This is a genomic window from Candidatus Delongbacteria bacterium, assembly GCA_020634015.1.
Lineage (GTDB): Bacteria > CAIWAD01 > CAIWAD01 > CAIWAD01 > CAIWAD01 > JACKCN01.
The window spans coordinates 822,065-839,288 of record JACKCN010000001.1 but is presented as its reverse complement, the minus strand read 5'-3'; the positions used below and the strand labels follow the sequence as shown (position 1 = coordinate 839,288).

12 protein-coding genes are annotated in these 17,224 nt (G+C 63.9%); 8 read left to right on the top strand and 4 right to left on the bottom strand.

Annotated elements, in window-relative coordinates; all coding sequences use genetic code 11:
- Window positions 1-3 precede the first annotated feature (3 nt).
- Window positions 4-693 (bottom strand): DUF502 domain-containing protein, encoded by a 690-nt coding sequence (locus tag H6678_03375; protein ID MCB9472834.1) that lies wholly within the window; start codon window positions 691-693, stop codon window positions 4-6.
- Window positions 694-940: 247 nt separating this feature from the next.
- Here H6678_03375 and H6678_03370 point away from each other — a divergent pair, with 247 nt between their 5' ends.
- The 5 genes from H6678_03370 to H6678_03350 all read left to right on the top strand — a co-directional run bounded on the left by H6678_03370 (window position 941) and on the right by H6678_03350 (window position 8,327).
- A complete protein-coding gene (locus H6678_03370; GenBank protein ID MCB9472833.1) occupies window positions 941-3,601 on the top strand; it encodes a tetratricopeptide repeat protein in 2,661 nt (886 codons plus the stop codon).
- Window positions 3,602-3,623: 22 nt separating this feature from the next.
- The gene (locus H6678_03365) at window positions 3,624-3,953 is read left to right on the top strand and encodes a thioredoxin family protein (GenBank protein ID MCB9472832.1); all 330 of its coding nucleotides are present in this window, start codon (window positions 3,624-3,626) and stop codon (window positions 3,951-3,953) included.
- On the top strand, window positions 3,950-4,519 hold the full coding sequence (locus H6678_03360) for a TlpA family protein disulfide reductase (protein MCB9472831.1): 570 nt from the start codon (window positions 3,950-3,952) through the stop codon (window positions 4,517-4,519). Before H6678_03365 ends, H6678_03360 begins: the two co-directional genes overlap by 4 nt.
- 105 nt (window positions 4,520-4,624) lie before the next feature.
- The gene (locus H6678_03355; protein ID MCB9472830.1) at window positions 4,625-6,883 is read left to right on the top strand and encodes a CotH kinase family protein; all 2,259 of its coding nucleotides are present in this window, start codon (window positions 4,625-4,627) and stop codon (window positions 6,881-6,883) included.
- Between the two features lie 67 nt (window positions 6,884-6,950).
- Complete coding sequence (locus H6678_03350; GenBank protein MCB9472829.1) at window positions 6,951-8,327, top strand: DUF3459 domain-containing protein; 1,377 nt, start codon at window positions 6,951-6,953, stop codon at window positions 8,325-8,327.
- Window positions 8,328-8,646: 319 nt separating this feature from the next.
- Here H6678_03350 and H6678_03345 read toward each other — a convergent pair whose 3' ends face one another.
- Window positions 8,647-9,597 (bottom strand): hypothetical protein, encoded by a 951-nt coding sequence (locus H6678_03345; protein MCB9472828.1) that lies wholly within the window; start codon window positions 9,595-9,597, stop codon window positions 8,647-8,649.
- Between the two features lie 64 nt (window positions 9,598-9,661).
- A complete protein-coding gene (locus H6678_03340) occupies window positions 9,662-10,528 on the bottom strand; it encodes a 5'-nucleotidase, lipoprotein e(P4) family (protein ID MCB9472827.1) in 867 nt (288 codons plus the stop codon).
- Between the two features lie 133 nt (window positions 10,529-10,661).
- On the opposite strand from H6678_03340, the gene H6678_03335 reads away from it, so the two are divergent.
- Window positions 10,662-12,065 (top strand): aldehyde dehydrogenase family protein, encoded by a 1,404-nt coding sequence (locus H6678_03335; GenBank protein ID MCB9472826.1) that lies wholly within the window; start codon window positions 10,662-10,664, stop codon window positions 12,063-12,065.
- A 16-nt stretch (window positions 12,066-12,081) separates the two neighbouring features.
- Here H6678_03335 and H6678_03330 read toward each other — a convergent pair whose 3' ends face one another.
- Window positions 12,082-13,404: a hypothetical protein gene (locus H6678_03330; GenBank protein MCB9472825.1), complete on the bottom strand. Its 1,323-nt coding sequence runs from the start codon at window positions 13,402-13,404 to the stop codon at window positions 12,082-12,084.
- A 507-nt stretch (window positions 13,405-13,911) separates the two neighbouring features.
- Here H6678_03330 and H6678_03325 point away from each other — a divergent pair.
- Together H6678_03325 and H6678_03320 are read left to right on the top strand one after the other, a co-directional pair.
- Entirely contained in the window at window positions 13,912-14,598 is a 687-nt protein-coding gene (locus tag H6678_03325; protein MCB9472824.1) for a hypothetical protein, read from the top strand.
- A 216-nt stretch (window positions 14,599-14,814) separates the two neighbouring features.
- Window positions 14,815-16,863 carry a T9SS type A sorting domain-containing protein gene (locus tag H6678_03320; protein MCB9472823.1) on the top strand — a complete coding sequence of 683 codons (2,049 nt, stop codon included), beginning with the start codon at window positions 14,815-14,817 and terminating at the stop codon, window positions 16,861-16,863.
- Window positions 16,864-17,224: the final 361 nt, after the last annotated feature.

Here is a 17,224-nt window from a genome sequence, read left to right as displayed (position 1 = left end):
CGCTCAGGCGGGAGGAAGTTCCCTGTCGCTCTCCGGTTCCGTGTGCGCCAGCGGCGCATTGCGGTAGTCCAGGCGCGGAGGCCCGAGCATGCCGCCGGAGAAGATGGTCTTGACCGCATCTTCGACGCTCATCTTCAGGATGCGCACGTCGGCTTCGGGCACGAAGAGCATGAAGCCGGATGTGGGATTGGGCGTGGTGGGCACGAACACCGTGATGTAGACCCGGTCATCCGAAGTGCGCGTGCTGCCGGTGACGAAGGCCAGCGCCAGTGTGCCCGGCAGGGGGTACTCGACCAGGGCCACCGCCTTGTAGGCCGACGCCCCGGGCGAGGAGATCGAGTCCACCACCTGCTTCGAGGCCGAATAGACCGTCTTGATGAAGGGCACGCGCATCAGCAAGGTTTCGCCAAGCTGGATCACACGACGCCCGATCATGTGCGCCGCCACCAGACCCACGATGTAGACGATGATCAGCATCGAGAAGAAGGCCAGGCTCACCAGAGCCCATTCGGGCAGATCTCGCAGCAGGGGGCGCAGCACGGGAAGCATGATGCCCGAGAGCGAGGTGAAGAGCAGCTTGAACACGAACACCGTCAGGCCCAGAGGGACCAGGACCAGGATTCCCGAGGCCAGATAGGTGCGCAGGTGTTTGCTGACGCTGGACCCCTGGGGCTTCTGAGAGTCTGTCTGCATGCTGATTCCTGAATGATCCGGGTTGCCTGTCATCTGCCGTGAGGCGCTCAAGGTGGCGAATTCCGGGGCAGATACTCCGTCCGGGCACGTTGCGATCCCCGGACCTCACTCCTCCTGTCTCAAGCCTTTCCTTGGCCCGGGCCGCGTCAATTCCTACTTTCGCCGTTTGCTGACACCTCAACGACAATTCTGGCGCAAGCAGGAATGCCCTGCGGCAGCCGGATCCTTAGCCTGATGGAGACATGCCATGAGCGGCATTTCCGACGCCCAGAAAGCCCGGCAGTGGTTCACCGAAACCCTCAAGATTCACCGCAGCACCAATCCCGACCTGCAGAAGGTCATTGCTGGATATCGCAAGAGCCTGAAATATGCTCCCCACGATCCGGAAGTGCTTTACACCCTGGGCGTGGCCTATCTCGGCCGTGGCGAAGTGAGCCACGCGCTCGAAGAGATTGACAAGAGCCTGTCCATCAAGGACGATGTGGCCGAGGCCTGGTTCCATCATGGCCAGTGCCACATGCTGCTCAAGCAGTACGACAAGGCCGAGGTCAGTTACCGCCACGCTCTGCGCCTGACGCCGACCGAGCGCAGTGCCACCCTGCACTTCGCCTTGGCCATGACCTTTCAGGCCCGCAACCAGGCCGACAAGGCCATTGCCGCCTTCCGCACCGGTCTGGAGATCAGCCCCGATGATCTCAGCGGCAACTTCCAGTTCGCGATTCTGCTGCTGAATACGGGCAAGGCCGACGAAGCCGCCCAGCGTCTGGATTCCCTGCTGGAGAAACAACCCGGCAACCGGGATGTGCTCAACTACCGCGCCCTGATCCATGCCCAGAAGCAGGAGTACGGCCAGGGTGCCGCACTGTTGCAGAAGGCCATCGAACTCAATGGCAACGACGCGGCCCTGTTGTTCAATCTGGGCCAGATGCAGGAGCAGGGCGGCGACCGGGATACCGCTGAAACCAGCTACCGCGAAAGCCTGGAGCTGAAGCGCGACCAGCCGCCCGTGCTGGGACGTCTGGCCATGCTGCTGGCCGGCCACAAGAAGGAATACGACGCGGCCATCGCCCTCTTCGACGAGGCACTGGCTCTGGCCCCCAACGATGCCGGCCTGCACTATCTGAAAGGCATGGCCTATCAGGAGCAGGGTGAGACGGACATCGCCGTGAAACTGGTCGAACGGGCTCTGGAACTGCAGCCCGGCCTGCGTGAGGCCCAGTTGGCCCTCGAGCGTCTGAAGCAGGGTGGCGAGACCGCGGGCCCCAGCTCCAGTCAGCTTGAAGAGGCCCTGGAGAAGGATCCGGAAAACCGCTCCCTCAAGGCCCAGCTGGTGCAGGCCTACATGCTGGGTCAGCGCGCCGCCGAGGCCCTGCCCCTGATCGAAGAGTTGCTCAAGGACGACCCCGACAACCACGCCCTGCACCTGAACCTGGGCTTCGCGCTCTCGATGACCGCCGGCCGCGACGGCAACGCGCTGATGCGTGCCCGTGCCGAGCTGAAGCGCGGCCTGGAAGGCGTCAGTGATCTCAACGCGCGCTATCGTCTGGTGCAGATCGATCTGCAGCTGCGCGAGGCGGACGAGGCCGCCGACGAACTGCGCAAGCTGTTGATGGAAGCCCCCGAGGATGCGCGCCTGCATGGCATGCTGGGCACCGCCCTGCAGCAGAAGGGGCATTTCGTGGACGCGGTGGCCGCCTTCACCACGGCCCTGGAAAAGGACCCCACGGCCAGGGAGCCCGTCGTCTCGCTGGCCCAGATTCATGACCTGCTCGGGGAACTGGAACCCGCGGTGGCCATGTATCAGCGCTGGCTGGAGTTCTCGGGCAAGGATGCCACTCCCGGCCTGAGGCTGGCCCTGCTGTACAATCGCAACCAGCAGTACCAGAATGGTCTGGCCGTGCTGGATGCCCAGCTCGAGCGTGACCCCGAGAACGTGCAGATCATCTTCTACCGTGCGCTGACACTCATGGACCTGCGGCGCTACGACGATGCGGAAATCGCCCTCAACCGGGCCCTCGAGCTGCGTCCCGAGTTCCCGGAAGCCAGTCAGCGGCTCCAGCACCTGCAGCAGATTCGCCCGATGGCCAGCGCCTCGGTCGAGGAGCTGGAGAAGAGCGTGGCCGACGATCCCGACGACCTGGACGATCGCTACCTGCTGGCGCTGTCGTACATGACCAGTCGCGACTGGGGCAAGGCCATCGGCCAGCTGGAAGCCATCGTGGCCAAGGATGCCCAGAATCACCGCGCGCTGTACGAGCTGGCCAACGCCCATGTGGCGGCCGGCGATCTGGATCACGCCATCGACTGCATGATCCAGCTCGAGGAGCGCTTGCCCTCCGATCCCAGCGTGCGCTTCCGCCTGGCGGAACTGATGCTGGAGAACGACGAGGTCAGCCTGGCCCTCAAGGAGTATCACAACGCCGTGGACATGCAGCCCAACAATGCGCTGTTCAATTTCCGCTACGGCATCGCGCTCAAGGAAGCCGACCGTGAGGACAAGGCCGAAGAGTACATCCGCAAGGCGCTCAAGCTGCAGGATGTGTTTCCCCAGGCCTGGTACGAGCTGGGGCTGCTGGAGTACACCAGCGAGCGCCACGATGGCGCGCTGACCAGTTTCCAGAAGAGCCTGACCCAGAACCCGCAGCAGCCCCAGGCCCTGTACTTCAGCGCGCTGATTCATCTGAACGTCAAGAAGGATCCGGCGCTGGCCACCAAGCTGCTGCAGAGCGCGCTGAGCCTGGCTCCGGCCCACGGGGATGCGCACTTCCAGCTGGGCAAGCTCTTCGCTGCGGCCGGGCGTGATGCGGATGCCGGTTATCATCTGGCGGCCGCCCTGGACAGCTGGGACGAGCACGCATTCAATCGCCCGGAGGCCGAGCGCCTGCTGGCGGATTCGACGAAAAGCTAACCATCACTTCACAGGAGGGATCATGTCCACCCTGACCAAGGTCGACGACGGCAACTTCCAGGATTTCGTGTCACAGGCCGGGCTGGTGCTCGTGGATTACGGCGCGACCTGGTGTGGCCCCTGCAAGAAACTCAATCCCGTGCTGGAAGAGATCCAGGGCGAGCGCGCCGATGTGCGCATCGGCAAGGTCGACATCGAGGAAGCCCGCCAGGCCGCGCTGGCCAACGGCGTGATGTCGGTGCCCCAGGTGCACTTCTACCGCGACGGCAACAAGGTGGACCAGTTCATGGGCTACCTGGACAAGACCAAGGTGCTGGCCTACATCAACAAGCACCTGCCCGCCCAGTCATGAAGGCCCTGCACGCGCTCCGGCTTTCCCTCTGGATGCTGGCTCTGATGCTGCTGGCGTCGGCCTGCTCCGATGGAACCGTGGGAAAGTCCACCGCTGATTCGGGTGCCACCCTGGACACGCGCATGGCCGAGTCCACCATTGCCCCGGCTTCCGATCGGACCGGCGTGGTGGATCTGAAGGACTTCGACTGGGCCGCGACCGAGGGCAAGATCGTCTTCCTTGAATTCTGGGGAACTTGGTGCGGCCCCTGCATCCGCAGCATGCCCACGATCCAGAAGCACTGGGAAGAGCACCGCGACAATCCGGACTTCCGGATGATGGCGATCAACACGGGCAGCCGCGGGGATGACCCGGCCAAGATCCAGCGCTGGCGTGAGGCCAATGCGGGATTCACCTTTCCTGTGTTCCTTGACTCAGACCGCAAGATGTCCACCACCTATCAGGTGACCGGCATTCCGCGCTCCGTGGTTCTGGGACGTGACGGCAAGGTGGCCTGGACGGGCCACCCGATGCAGATGCCCGTCGGCCTGCTGGATCGCCTGCTGTCCGGAAACGTCCAGGGCTAATCTGCCCGGGGCTGAGCTGCCCCGGGGCTGACCCGCCCGGCGTGATCCGGCAGCCACACCGCCGGATTGTCACCGCTTCCGGCCCATCGGACCGGGGAGGGTGTGATGCACGGTTTGATTCTTGTACTGTTTCTGGCCCTGCTCTCCTCGCGAGCCGAAGCCGACGACAGCTGGATGCTGCACGACGACAGCCAGGTCGGTCGGGTGGACATCACCATTGACCAGGCCGATCTGGACTGGGCATACGCCAATGTCTGGAGCGACTCGATGCATGTCTGCACCGTGCGCTTCCGCAACGCCCTGCTTGACACCGTGATGACCCCGGTCGGCTTCCGCCTGCGCGGCAACACCTCACGCACCTCCGCCAAGAAAAGCTTCAAGCTCAAATTCGACGAGTACCTGGACGGCCTCGAGTTCTTCGACGAGGACGCCCTCAATCTGAACGGCGAGCACAACGACCCCGCGATCGCGCGCAGCAAGATCGCCTGGGATCTGATGCAGCGCGCGGGCATGCGTGCCTCGCGCGCCTCGCACAGCGAAGTCTGGATCAATGGCAACTTCTACGGGTTGTATGTGTCCGTGGAGCACATCGACAAGGAATGGCTGCGCAAGCGCTTTGCCGACTCTTCGGGCAATCTCTGGAAATGCCTCTGGCCGGCCGACCTGAACTGGCTGGGCAGCGATCCCGAAGCCTACAAGCTGCTGGTCAACGACCGACGGGTCTACGAGCTGAAGACCAACGAGGAACTGGACGACTACGGCGCCTTGCAGCGACTGGTGCGCGTGCTGACCCAGACCCCGCCCGCCGCCCTGCGCGACAGTCTCGAGAGCGTGCTGGCCATCGAGGACGTGCTGGAGGTGATGGCCGTCGATGTGCTGCTGGGCAACTGGGACGACTACCGATTCCTGCGCAACAACTACTACCTGTATCACGACCCGTCATCCGACCTGATGCACTTCATTCCCTACGACTACGACAACAACATGGGCATCGACTGGTTCAATGTGCCCTGGGCGACCCTCGACCCCTATGCCTGGCCGGCCAATGACGGGGATGGGCGCCCACTGAGCGCCGCACTGCTCTCGATTCCCGCGTACCGCGACCTGTACACCCATTTTCTCGAACGGGGCCAGCAGCAGTTGCTGGCAGGCTTCGACTGGTCCGCTTACACCGATGCGTTGCGCACCCTGCTGACTCCCTCGGCCAGCGCGGACAACTGGCGCACGCTGGATTACGGCTTCACTGTCCAGGACTTCCAGCAGAGCTGGTCGCTGGGGCACTATGAGAATCAGCATGTGAAGCGCGGGCTGCTCGAGTTTCTCGATCTGCGCTCCCAGAGTCTGCCCGGGCAACTGAACTGGGTCAATGGCGGCCCCGTGCTCTGGCAGGGTGAGCTGGTGTCCAGTGGCATTGACAGCCTGCAGGCCAGTGTGCTGGCATTCTCCGCGGCGGGTCTGGACTCGCTCTGGCTGCTGCCCAGTCTGAACGGTCAGGAGCTGTCGCCCATACCGCTTCTGGCCAGCCCGACGGGCGGTCAGGAATTGTCGGCTGACGACGGCTGGAGCACACGGTTTCCTCGCCCCGGAACCGGCACTCTGAGCTGGCGCCTGCGGGCTCTGGACCAGGCCGGACACACGCGTGACTGGCCCGTGGGCGCGCCCAGAACCCTGCTGCTTGAAGATCCTGCCGCCGACAGTCTGCGCATCGTGGAGTTCATGGCCAGCAATTCCAGCACCATCAGCGATGGCCAGGGGGACTTCGACGACTGGCTCGAGCTGGTCAACGGCTCGCAGCACACCCTGCAACTGGCGGGAGTCGCACTGTCGGATTCGCCCTCGCAGCCCTTGCGCTATCTGCTGCCGGACACGCTGCTGGGGCCAGGCGAGCGCCTGCTGGTCTGGTGTGACAACGACACCCAGGACCCCGGCCTGCATGCCGGCTTCGCGCTTTCCGCCAATGGCGAGAGTCTGCTGCTGAGTCTGCCCGGCGGACGGCTGCTCCAGCGTCTGGATTTTGGCGCCTCGCAGACCGATCTCAGCTGGCAACTGCCCTGTGACGCGGGGCTGGAGCAGGCCGATGATCCGGGAGCCTGGCTGACCGCGGCCGATCCCACTCCGGGCACGAGCAATCAGTGTCTCACGGTGTCGGACCTGCGCATCACGCGCCTGGCCAACAGCTTGCGCCTGGACTGGAGTCCTTCAGGCGGAACCCTCTGGCGCGTGGAACGCTATCCGGCGGCTCCCTGGCTCGGCGGTGCCCAGACCGTGGCGATCGTCAGCCAGCCCTTCTGGGTCGACGAGCAGGCACTGGGCGACAATCAGCCGGTCGGTTGTTACACGGTGCGGATCATCACTCAACCCTGATCGAACACGGAATTCCCGCGGTGCGGCAGAATGTGCACGCCGTCCGCTCACAAGCTGGAGAACACGGATGCGCATGGATACCCGTCATCTGGCCTGGATGGCCCTGGGAAGTGGTCTGCTGGGGCTGAGCCCGTTCAAGCTTGCCCCGGCCTGGGACGCGATGCCCGATTCGGTGGTGGTCACCGAACAGGTGCCGCATCTGGACTGGACCCGGCACGCCGTGATCTACGAAGTGAACCTGCGCCAGTATACCGAAGCGGGCACGCTGGCCGCCTTTCGCGAGCATCTGCCCCGCTTGAAGGAGCTGGGTGTGGACATCCTCTGGTTCATGCCGCTGACACCCATCGGCGAACTGAACCGCAAGGGAGGCATGGGCAGCTATTATTCGGTGAAGGACTACCGGGCCATCGATCCGGCCAGCGGCAGCATCGAGGAATTCCGGGCTTTGGTCAAGGAAATTCACGGGCTGGGCATGCACGTGATCGTGGACTGGGTGGCCAATCATTGCGCCTGGGACAATCACATCGCCAGCGAGCATCCCGAATGGATCACGCGCGATGCCCAGGGAAATCCCATGCCGCCAGTGCCCGACTGGAGCGACGTGATCGATCTGGACTATTCGCAACCCGGGCTGCGCGAGTACATGACCGGATCGCTGGAATGGTGGCTGCGTGAAACGGACATCGACGGTTTCCGTTGCGACGTGGCCGGCCTGATCCCTTTCGATTTCTGGGATGACGCGCGTCCTCGGCTCGAGGCAGTGAAGCCGGTGTTCATGCTGGCCGAATGGGAAGATCCGCGCCTGCATCCCCGGGCCTTCGACATGAGCTATTCCTGGGCCTTTCACAATGTGATGAACAGCATCGCGCGCGGGGAGCGCGTGCCTGCCGCCATCGACACCGTGATCCAGGACTTCGGCAAGTTTCCCGCGGACGCCTACCTGATGCAGTTCGTCACCAACCACGACGAGAACAGCTGGAACGGCACCGAGTTCGAACGCATGGGCGAGGCCGTGGACGCGATGACCGTGCTGACCTGGACGGTGCCCGGCATGCCGCTGATCTACAGCGGGCAGGAAATCGGCCTGAATCGGCGGTTGGCATTCTTCGAGAAGGATCCCATCGTCTGGGGCCCCTCCCCGCGCGAAGCCTTCCATCGCCGGCTGAACCAGTTGAAACACGATCTGCCCGTGCTGGCCAATGGCTCGGCGGGAGGCGTCTTCCAGTCGCTGCCGGTGCCCGACGACAGGCTGTATGCCTTCCGGCGCGGCTCCGGTTCCGGTGCGCTGCTGGCCGTGTTCAATTTCAGTGACGAGGCGCGCAGTGTTCCCGCCGGTCATCCCGCTCTGGCCGGAGCAGCGCTCTGGGCCGCCGATGGAGTCGAGCCCCGCGGGGATGGCATCGTCCTGCCCGCCTGGGGCTGGGCGCTGCGCCTCGAGGACTGAGCCGTTCGCGCGACGCGTCACACACGCATGATACACTCCGCCCCGACACGGGATTCCGTGCCGGGGCGGTGTCGCGCTTGGGTGTTACAGAGTCGTAACGGGGTGGGGAAAATGGGGCGTCTTCGTGCCCCGGCCCAGCCGAATGGCCGGCACGGGAAGATCCGGGTCCCTGGGACCCTGATCTCCGGAACCCTTGGTGTCGGAGCGGTTTCTGCCATCCGACGGTCACAAACAGTCATCCATCTCCGGCATCCACAAGCGGGGGGTGTCGAAGCGGACTCCCGGGACGCGGAGCGGTGGAGCAGGGGATCACCGGGACTCAGTGGGTGTGATAAACCTCGTCGATGGAGTACATCAGCTCTCCGGACAGCAGATGATACAGGGGCTGCAGTTCCTTGAGGAACCAGAGGTCCAGCTCGGGGAGACGTTCGGGCAGCAAGGTGCCCACGAAGGACTGGAAATGCTGCAGTTGCAGCCAGAGGGTGTGCAGGGTCACGTGCTGGGCATTGTCAATGGCGCGCAACTGCGTGATGTACGGGATGCCGTCCCGTCCCTTGAGCTTGCCGTCGAAGACCTCCAGTCCGTGCACTGCCCCCGACCAGCGACGGTAGAGGTATTCGTACAGACCGGGCAGTTCCACATGAGCGGCCAGGCTTTCCAGGTTGCGCGGGCCATCGAACATCGAGTACCAGATCGGGGTCCGGTTGGTGCGCCGCTTGAGGTCGGCGAATTCCCGGTTCACCTCTTCGAAGAGTGGTTGGGCCAGCAGGCGTTCCAGCTCCAGCACCCGGGGGCTTTCGCCGGCCAGCTCGGGCAGGCGCAGCCCGTTGAGGATCCGGTCCTTGTTCAGCTTGCGGCGAAAGCGGCGCCCCTGACTGCTGGCGGAGTTGAGGCGCTCGCTCATCCCCACTTCCCAATTGAGATAGCCCACCAGAAAACAGAGCGCGCGCCGCTGGCTGTCGGTCTGCAGGATGTACTCGCTGCTCAGCAGGCTTTCGAAGAGGCCCCGCAGCAGCATCTTGCAGGGTTCAACCGCTCCGGCGCGCAGCAGCACACCAATCGCGTCCAGGGTTTCCAGACTGTGGCGGAACAGCAGCAGCAGGGGAGTTTCCCAGGCCTGTCCCGTGGAGCTGAGCGTGCTCCAGTGCAGGATGTGGGTCCCGAAATGCACGGTTTCGGCAATGCCGTTGGCGAACTGATGAAGAAGCCGGTCCTGGGTGCTGCCCGGAACCGGCTCCTGAAGTACCTGGGGAATGGGGCGTGTGGGCATGCTGGGTTCCTGTTCTCTGCTTTGCTGCAGAACAGGCATCGGCAGATCCCGGAAATGCTTGAACTCAGTCGCGTCGCAGGCTCTGGACCCGCCGCTCCATTTTCGTGGAATCGTCCAGGCTCCAGTCGTGGTTGTAGAGCGCACCTTCCCAGTCGCCGTACATCGGGTTGGGCAGCATGATGAAGCGGGTACCGAACTCGCTGGCGTGGGCGTCCACGGCGGCCTGACGTTCTTCGCTGCTGCGTGCGTCAAAGTCCCCGGAGAAGTCGGCCAGATTGTCACCCAGCAGCACGGCCACCCGATGGTCGCGGGCCACGAGCTCGCGGCGGGCGACCTTGCTGTTGCCCTCGGTCCGCAGCAGCACGTGCTCCGCATTGGCCTGGGGCAGGCCAGCGTCCCTGAGATTCTGGATGGTCTCGTCCAGCAGCACCTGCTTGCGATTCGAGATGTAATAGATGTCCACCCCGCTCGAGTCGGCCCAGTCGAGGAACTGCTTGACGCCGGGCAGGGCCAGCGCGCGTGCTTCGCGGCACCATTCGGCCCAGCCGGTGGGATAGGCGGTACCGTCCTGGATGCAGCGGGCCTGGAAGGGGCTGTTGTCCAGCACCGTCTCATCAATGTCCAGGATCACGGCGCGCTTGCCGGCGATCTTGAGACTCAGGTCACGCTCAAGCGCCATCCGGGCCATGGTGTAGGCCTGCAGATACAGGGCCCGGGCTTCGGCGCTGCGCTGGAACCACCAGGTGGCCAGCACCATCTGCTGGTTCAGTTCCCGGTGGCTGTCCGCGGCGACCTGGACCGCCGGTGCCGTAGTGGAAGCGACGCTGACCTCGGCGGTCATGTCGGGTTTGCCGGCCTGAGTGGTCACGCAGGCCATCATCAGCAGCAGCGGCAGCAGAGCGCTTGCCGTGCGCATGGTTCGGAAGTGCATGGGGGTTCCTTGTTGCTCTCGGGTTGGATCTCAGGCCGCCAGTTTACTCTGTTTTGGCTGCAACATCAAATTGGCAGATTGCGCTCTCCGCAACCCTGCGTCGCGCCTCGAAGGAGATCCGCCGATGAGCCAGATGACCAGCCCTGTTCTGGATGTATACGCACCCTGGGATCGCACGCTGATCCGCAGTCTGCCAATGACTCCCGCATCCCGCATTGAAGAATACCTGCAGCGTGCCACCAGCCTCTCGCAGGCCGCTGCCGGGCCTTTGCCGCTGGCCCGGCGCATCGCGATTCTGGAGCGCACGGGCCGCCTGGTGCGTGAGCGGCGCATGGAGTACGCGCGCACCGCCGCCCACGAAGGCGGCAAGCCGCTGACCGACTCCCTGGTGGAACTGGATCGCGCGGCCCAGGGCATCGACGCGGCGGTGGGCGAACTGCAACACAACCAGGGACGCATGATTCCCATGGGCCTGGGGCCCTCCTCGGCCGGGCGCGTGGCCTTCACCCTGCGCGAACCGATCGGGCCGGTACTGGCGATCAGCGCGTTCAACCATCCCTTCAACCTCATCGTGCACCAGGCGATCACGGCCGTGGCCGCGGGCTGTCCGGTGCTGGTGAAACCGGCCCGGGCCACGCCCCTGTCCTGCATCAACCTGCTGGAATGTCTGCAAGAGGCCGGATTGCCCGAGGGCTGGGCCCGCCTGATCCTGTGCGACAACAACACAACGGCGACGCTGGCCGCCGACCCGCGGATCCGCTTCATGAGCTTCATCGGCAGTGGGCGTGTGGGATGGCAGCTGCGTTCGCGGCTGGCCCCTGGTGTGCATTGCGCTCTGGAACACGGCGGCTCGGCCCCGGTGATCGTCGAGGCCGATGCGGACCTGGAAGCCGCGGTGCCGCTGATCGGCAAGGGCGGGTTCTACCACGCGGGGCAGGTCTGCGTGTCCGTGCAGCGGGTCTTCGCCCATCACGGCGTGGCCCGGGAACTGGCCGAGCGTCTGACCGCATACGCGGAGACCCAGCAACCCGGCGACCCCCTGCTGGCGGAGAGTGCCATGGGGCCGCTGATTCGCCCCCCGGAAGTCCTGCGCGTGCAGGAGTGGGTCAACGAAGCCCGCGAGGGCGGGGCGGAGGTCCTCTGCGGGGGCCAGGCTCTCGGCGAGACCTGTCACGCCCCGACCGTGTTGTTCAACGCACCTGAATCCTCACGCGTGATGCAGGAGGAAGTCTTTGGCCCGGTGATCTGCGTGACCTCCTGGACCGACCGGGAAGAAGCCTGGCGGATGGCGAATCGTCCGCCCTTCGTCTTCCAGGCGGCCGTCTTCACGCGCGACATCGAGCTGGCCCTGCGCTCGGCCCATCGCCTGAAGGGAACCGCCGTGATGGTCAACGATCACACGGCCTTCCGGGTCGACTGGATGCCCTTCGGCGGGCGCGAGCAGTCGGGCCTTGGCATGGGCGGCATTCCCGAGACGATCCGTGATCTGAGCGTGGAGAAACTGGTGGTGATCCGCAGCGCGGGGATTCCCGGGTAAGATGCGCGGAGATGCCTCAGGGGAGGTAGACCACCTTGCGGCACAGCTCACCGCGCGCATGAGTCAGGCGCAGGAAGTAGACGCCCGCTGCCAGCGCGTGCCCATTGATCCTGTGAGTGGGGTCCAGCGCCATGTCACGCGCGTGACCCGTGCGTGAGGAGGCCAGCTCGCCCAGTTTGCGCCCCGTGATCGAGTACAGTTCCAGACGCCAGTCCCGCCCCGGATCGCCCGTGATGCTCAACCATGTACGCCCGTTGAAGGGATTGGGTGCAATGCGCAGGTCGCAGCCGGCGATGGTGATCTCATGGGGCAGGATGTCCGTACCCTGGCAGTTCTCGTCCGTGAAACCCAGGATACCGCAGTCGGCACTGTAGCACGGTGAACCGGGCTGCAGACGATAGTCTCCGGCTTGCGGGTCGCAGCAGAGTGGGTCCAGCACGCGGTTTCCACCCTGATTCTGACCGGGAAAGCCATCGCCGCCCGCGTTGTCGAAGTGCAGATTGCAGCCCAGCATGGGCGAAGCCATCAATGCACTGGCGGCCGCTTCGCCCTGGGCGGACCAGGCCACCAGATTTCCTTGCACCAGCGGGTCACCGGCGGCCAGATACAGCCCACCACCCATGCGGGCCTCGTTGCCGGCAATGGTATTCCGCTCGATGAGTGCTTCCGGGGACAGGCGGCAGCTGATGGCGCCGCCGAGAAAGGCCCCATTCTCGACGAACAGGTTCTGCCGGACCCGGGCCGCCGTCGATTCCAATGAGAGGGCGCCCCCATACCCGCGCAACCCACCCGTATTGTGCAGGAACCGATTGCTGCGCAATTCCGGCGCTCCACCCATGACATACACGGCTCCGCCCATGAAGGCCTGATTGGTATCGAACTCGTTGCCTTCCAGCAGACTTGAGCTGCGGATGAGAGCCACCGCTCCGCCCTGGCGTGCCGAGCAGAGTTCGAATCGATTGCCGCGCAGGGTGGGGGAACTGTCGCGAATCAGGATTGCGCCGCCCGCATTGCTTGCCCCTGTGGGCGCCTGGCCCTGGCGCAGGGTGAAACCTTCCAGTCTGGCGGCGGAGCTTTCGCCCCTGGAGAAGACAAGCAGGCGCCCTGCAAGTCCTTGAAGAATGCACGTGCTGGTGCCGCTTCCCAACAGGACCAGATCCCGGCCCCCGAAGTCAAGGCTGCCGAACCAGATGCCTGCCGCCACCACCACGGAATCCCCATCGCTGCTGGCATCCAGGGCCTGCTGGATGGTCGGAAAGTCAGCGGGTACCTGCCTCGTGGCAGCCTGGTTCGACAAAGTGAACAGGGTGCAAAGCAGCAGAATGAGCAGTGGTCCCACCCAAATCCCTCCAATACTCCAATTAGAAATCATGGACTTCCATTGCTGACGAGCGGTCTATATACGATTTGGAGGGGCAGCAAATGCCTGAAAGTGACCATTGAAAAAGTTTGCCAGGACAAAGAGTTGCTGTGTGTCATCACGACCTGACTTCATAGGGTCCATCGCAGGATGTTGAATTGATTGAAGTCAATTGAACCAGTGATTTCCTGTGTGGATCCACGACAACAATAACTCCGCTATGTAACACCGTGACCCTCTTCGCAGGACCTTCGGCAGCCAAGCCGACCAAAGATGAACAGTGGGCGACCAATTGTGAACGATTTCGGCGCCAATTGCCGCCGCGACTCCCGCATGTTCCGCGTGATGCAAAGAAGAAATTCATTGGACGATAATCAGCTTGACTTTGCAGTGACGGATTGACTCCTTGCCGATCATTCAGACGAACACCGAACTGCTCCCCACCTACTGCTCCGATTCGTCCGCTTGTCAACTCCGGAGAATCCCATGACTCTGCTGCAGCGCATTGGACTGCTGTTGCTGTTCCTTGCCGGTACGGCTTCCGCCCAGGGCACACTATCGCTTCAGTTGCCCGAATGCACCGAACCGGGAGAGACACAGATCCTCACCGCACACGTCGATCTGGAACCGGGCGCCACGCTCAAGTCCTACGATGTGCGCATTCTTTTCGACCCGGCACTTGTGACCTTTCTGCCCGCGCAGCTCACACAGGGGCCGTGGTTGCAAAGTGGTGGCCCGACCTTCTTCGTCGGTGATGTGATCGGTACCGAGATGATCGTCAATGCGGCCATTCTGGGGCCGGGGCTGTCCGTGTCCGGATCAGGAAATCTGTTCTCGGTTCCGGTCACATTCCTCCAGCCCGGCGCCATCGACTTTGCCGTCTCACTGTCGACCATGTACGACGTCACGCTGCAGGTATTGGATGTGCTTGTGGTACCCTCCGCCGTCGAGGCCCCCTGCACCAGCTTCAACCTGAACATCAGCTACGGCTCCGGCATCGTGGAACTGAGCTGGGATGCCCAGGATCTGGCCGATGCCTACAGGATCTATCGCAAGCAATTCCTTGGCGAGGCCTGGTCCCTCGTCGACAGCACGGCAGCCACCAGCTGGCAGGAGGCTGTGACACCCGAATCCACACGGCTGTACAGAGTTTCGGCCCAGTATTTGCCATGAGATTCACGAACTGAAAAACTGATCCGGCAAGGCTGCACCACTCTCCCGCACCGCCCACCTGTTCTTGTCGGACCTCGCCCTTGACCACTGAAAATCTGTCTGGTCTGTGACCCGCGATCCGGGCCATCGGGGGGTCTCTCTCTCCTGACGAGAGGCACTTCGACCATTCCTGGATCACGGATGTCGGTCCGGATCGAAACGCCTGACGGGGACTTCATGATGCGCACACATGGCAATCGACACATCCGGACCACCCTCTGGGCCGTGCTGCTCTGCGGCAGTCCCGCCTGGTCCGCCTATTCTCTGGACACCAGCCCGGGCGCGACTCTGGGCCTGTGGTCCCGCTGGGAAGTGGCGGCCAACAGCTACGAACTGGACGTCTATCTCAACCATGTCCCGGCTACCGCGCAGGAGCCGATCCGCCTGGTTGACCTGACCCTGCAGTGGGATCCGGCGTTGCTCGCAGCGGTCGGTGCGCCGGATCCCGGGCTGCTCTTCGATGGCCTCAGCGAGGTCTTCTACGCCCATTACGACGGGGTGGACGGGCGCACCTTCACTGGCACGCTGCTGGGGCAGCAGGCGGGTGTGACACCCACCGGCCCTGTCCTGATCCTCAGCCAGACCTTCCATGCACTGGACCTGCTGGGTGGTCCGGCCAGCATCACCATCGCCAATCCTGTGCTGCGTGGTGAAATGAACCAATCGATTCCCTGCGACAACGCGTCTCCCGTGACCCTGACGGTCGACACCACGCCCCCATCGGGCTACCTCTACGAGCTCGAAGCCATTTCACCTCCGGGCAATGACACGTATACATGGTTGCCCACAATCTCCCAGTCTCTCAGTGGAGGAGACGGCAGCCTGCATTCTCTGGTGAACTCCGAAGACCCGGCTCTGCCGCCCAATCCCTCGCCGCTCTGGACGGCCCCGCCGCTGCCGGGCAGTTTCGTGCTCTCGGCGGGCAACGGCCTCAAGACCGTGTACCTCGACCTGCGCGATCAGTACGGCAATGCGGTCACCCTCAGCGACCAGCTCACGCTGGACGACCAGCCTCCTCTTCCCGTGGGCGCCCTGACGGCCAGTCCCCGTCACCAGGGCGTGCAGCTGGACTGGGGCCTGCCCGGCGACCTGGACTTCAGCCATGTGGAAATCTGGCGCCAGGGCTGGTTCGACAGCGGCATTTCCGCCTATCCGGAGTACGATGACATCGCCCCGATGGACAGCTGGCCCGCCGACCGCGACGAGGCGATTTCCAAGGGCTTCACCCTGGTCTACAGCGGCACGGGCACCAGTCTGCTGGATTCGGTCGTGCCGCGTGACGTGTATCGCTATGTGGCCATCGCCGTCGACCTGGCGCTGATTCCCGCGCCCATCGGCCCCGACTCGCGCGCCCGGGCCACCAACTACTTCCTGGGCGATTTCGCCACACCTTACAGCGGCACGGTGCATGTGGCCGACCTGGTGCGCCTCTCCAACACCTACAGCACGGCCGATGGCGACTTCCTGTATTACAACCAGGCGGATATCGGCCCCAGCGACGACAATGGCCCTCTGGGCATTCCCATGACGGACAACATGATCGATTTCGAAGACCTGATGCTTTTCGCCATGAACTATTCCTTCAGCGGCCCGCCGCTGAGCGCGGCATCCGGCGCAGACCTCGAACTGGCCGACACCCAGGCTCCCGCCACTCTGGAATGGCGCGCCGAGGGCAACCAGTGGAGCCTCTGGCTCAGCGGCAACGGCATTCTCGGAGCCCGACTGGTTCTCGAGAATGGCCTCTCCATCAGCGAATCCGACACGGAACCCTGGCCCCTGCTGGTGCGACCCTCCGCTGCCGGTCAGGAACTGGCTCTGGTCTCGCTGGATGGAGGTGATCTTTCGGGCCGGTTGCTCAGCCTGGCCGTGTCCCAACCCCCGAGTATTCTCTCAATCGAACTCAGGGATCGCGCCAACACCCGTGTGACGCCCACCCTGGATTCGGGGAGTTCCTCCAGACCGGCTTCCTTCGCACTGTACCCCGTGAGCCCCAACCCCTTCAACCCGGATACCATGGTCCGTTTCAGCCTGGCTGAAGACGGCCCGGCGTCTCTGGTGCTGTACGACATCCAGGGCCGCAAGGTGCTGGAGCTGTTCCGCGGCCAGCTGCCCGCGGGCGAGCGGACCCTGCGCCTGGACGCCGGTCCGCTGGCCTCCGGAGTCTACATCCTGCAGCTGCAGTCCGGAGAATTCCACAGCGCACGCCGGATCAGCCTGGTACGCTGAGACCCGAAACCTCGGATCGGTCGCGTGCACAAGCCGTGACCGTGACCCACTTGTTCTGAAAGGACAGAGAGATGAGACATGGAAAATGGATTTGGCTGCTGAGCCTCGCGATGTGCGCGAGTTCGGTCTTCGCAGCTGAAGTCAATGTCTCCGCATTGGGAGACAATGGCTGGTATTCGGATGATACTCGAGCGGATGGGACTGGCTTGCCACCAGCGGGCACGAATCTGGTCAGCGACACGCTGACGGATGATCCGGAAGCCACCGCGGTCGGCACGTCGGCACATGATGCGGATATTCTGGCTCAGATCTCATTCGGGCCGGCTCCCGGCACCGTCCCATCCGGGACTTATACCGGTGC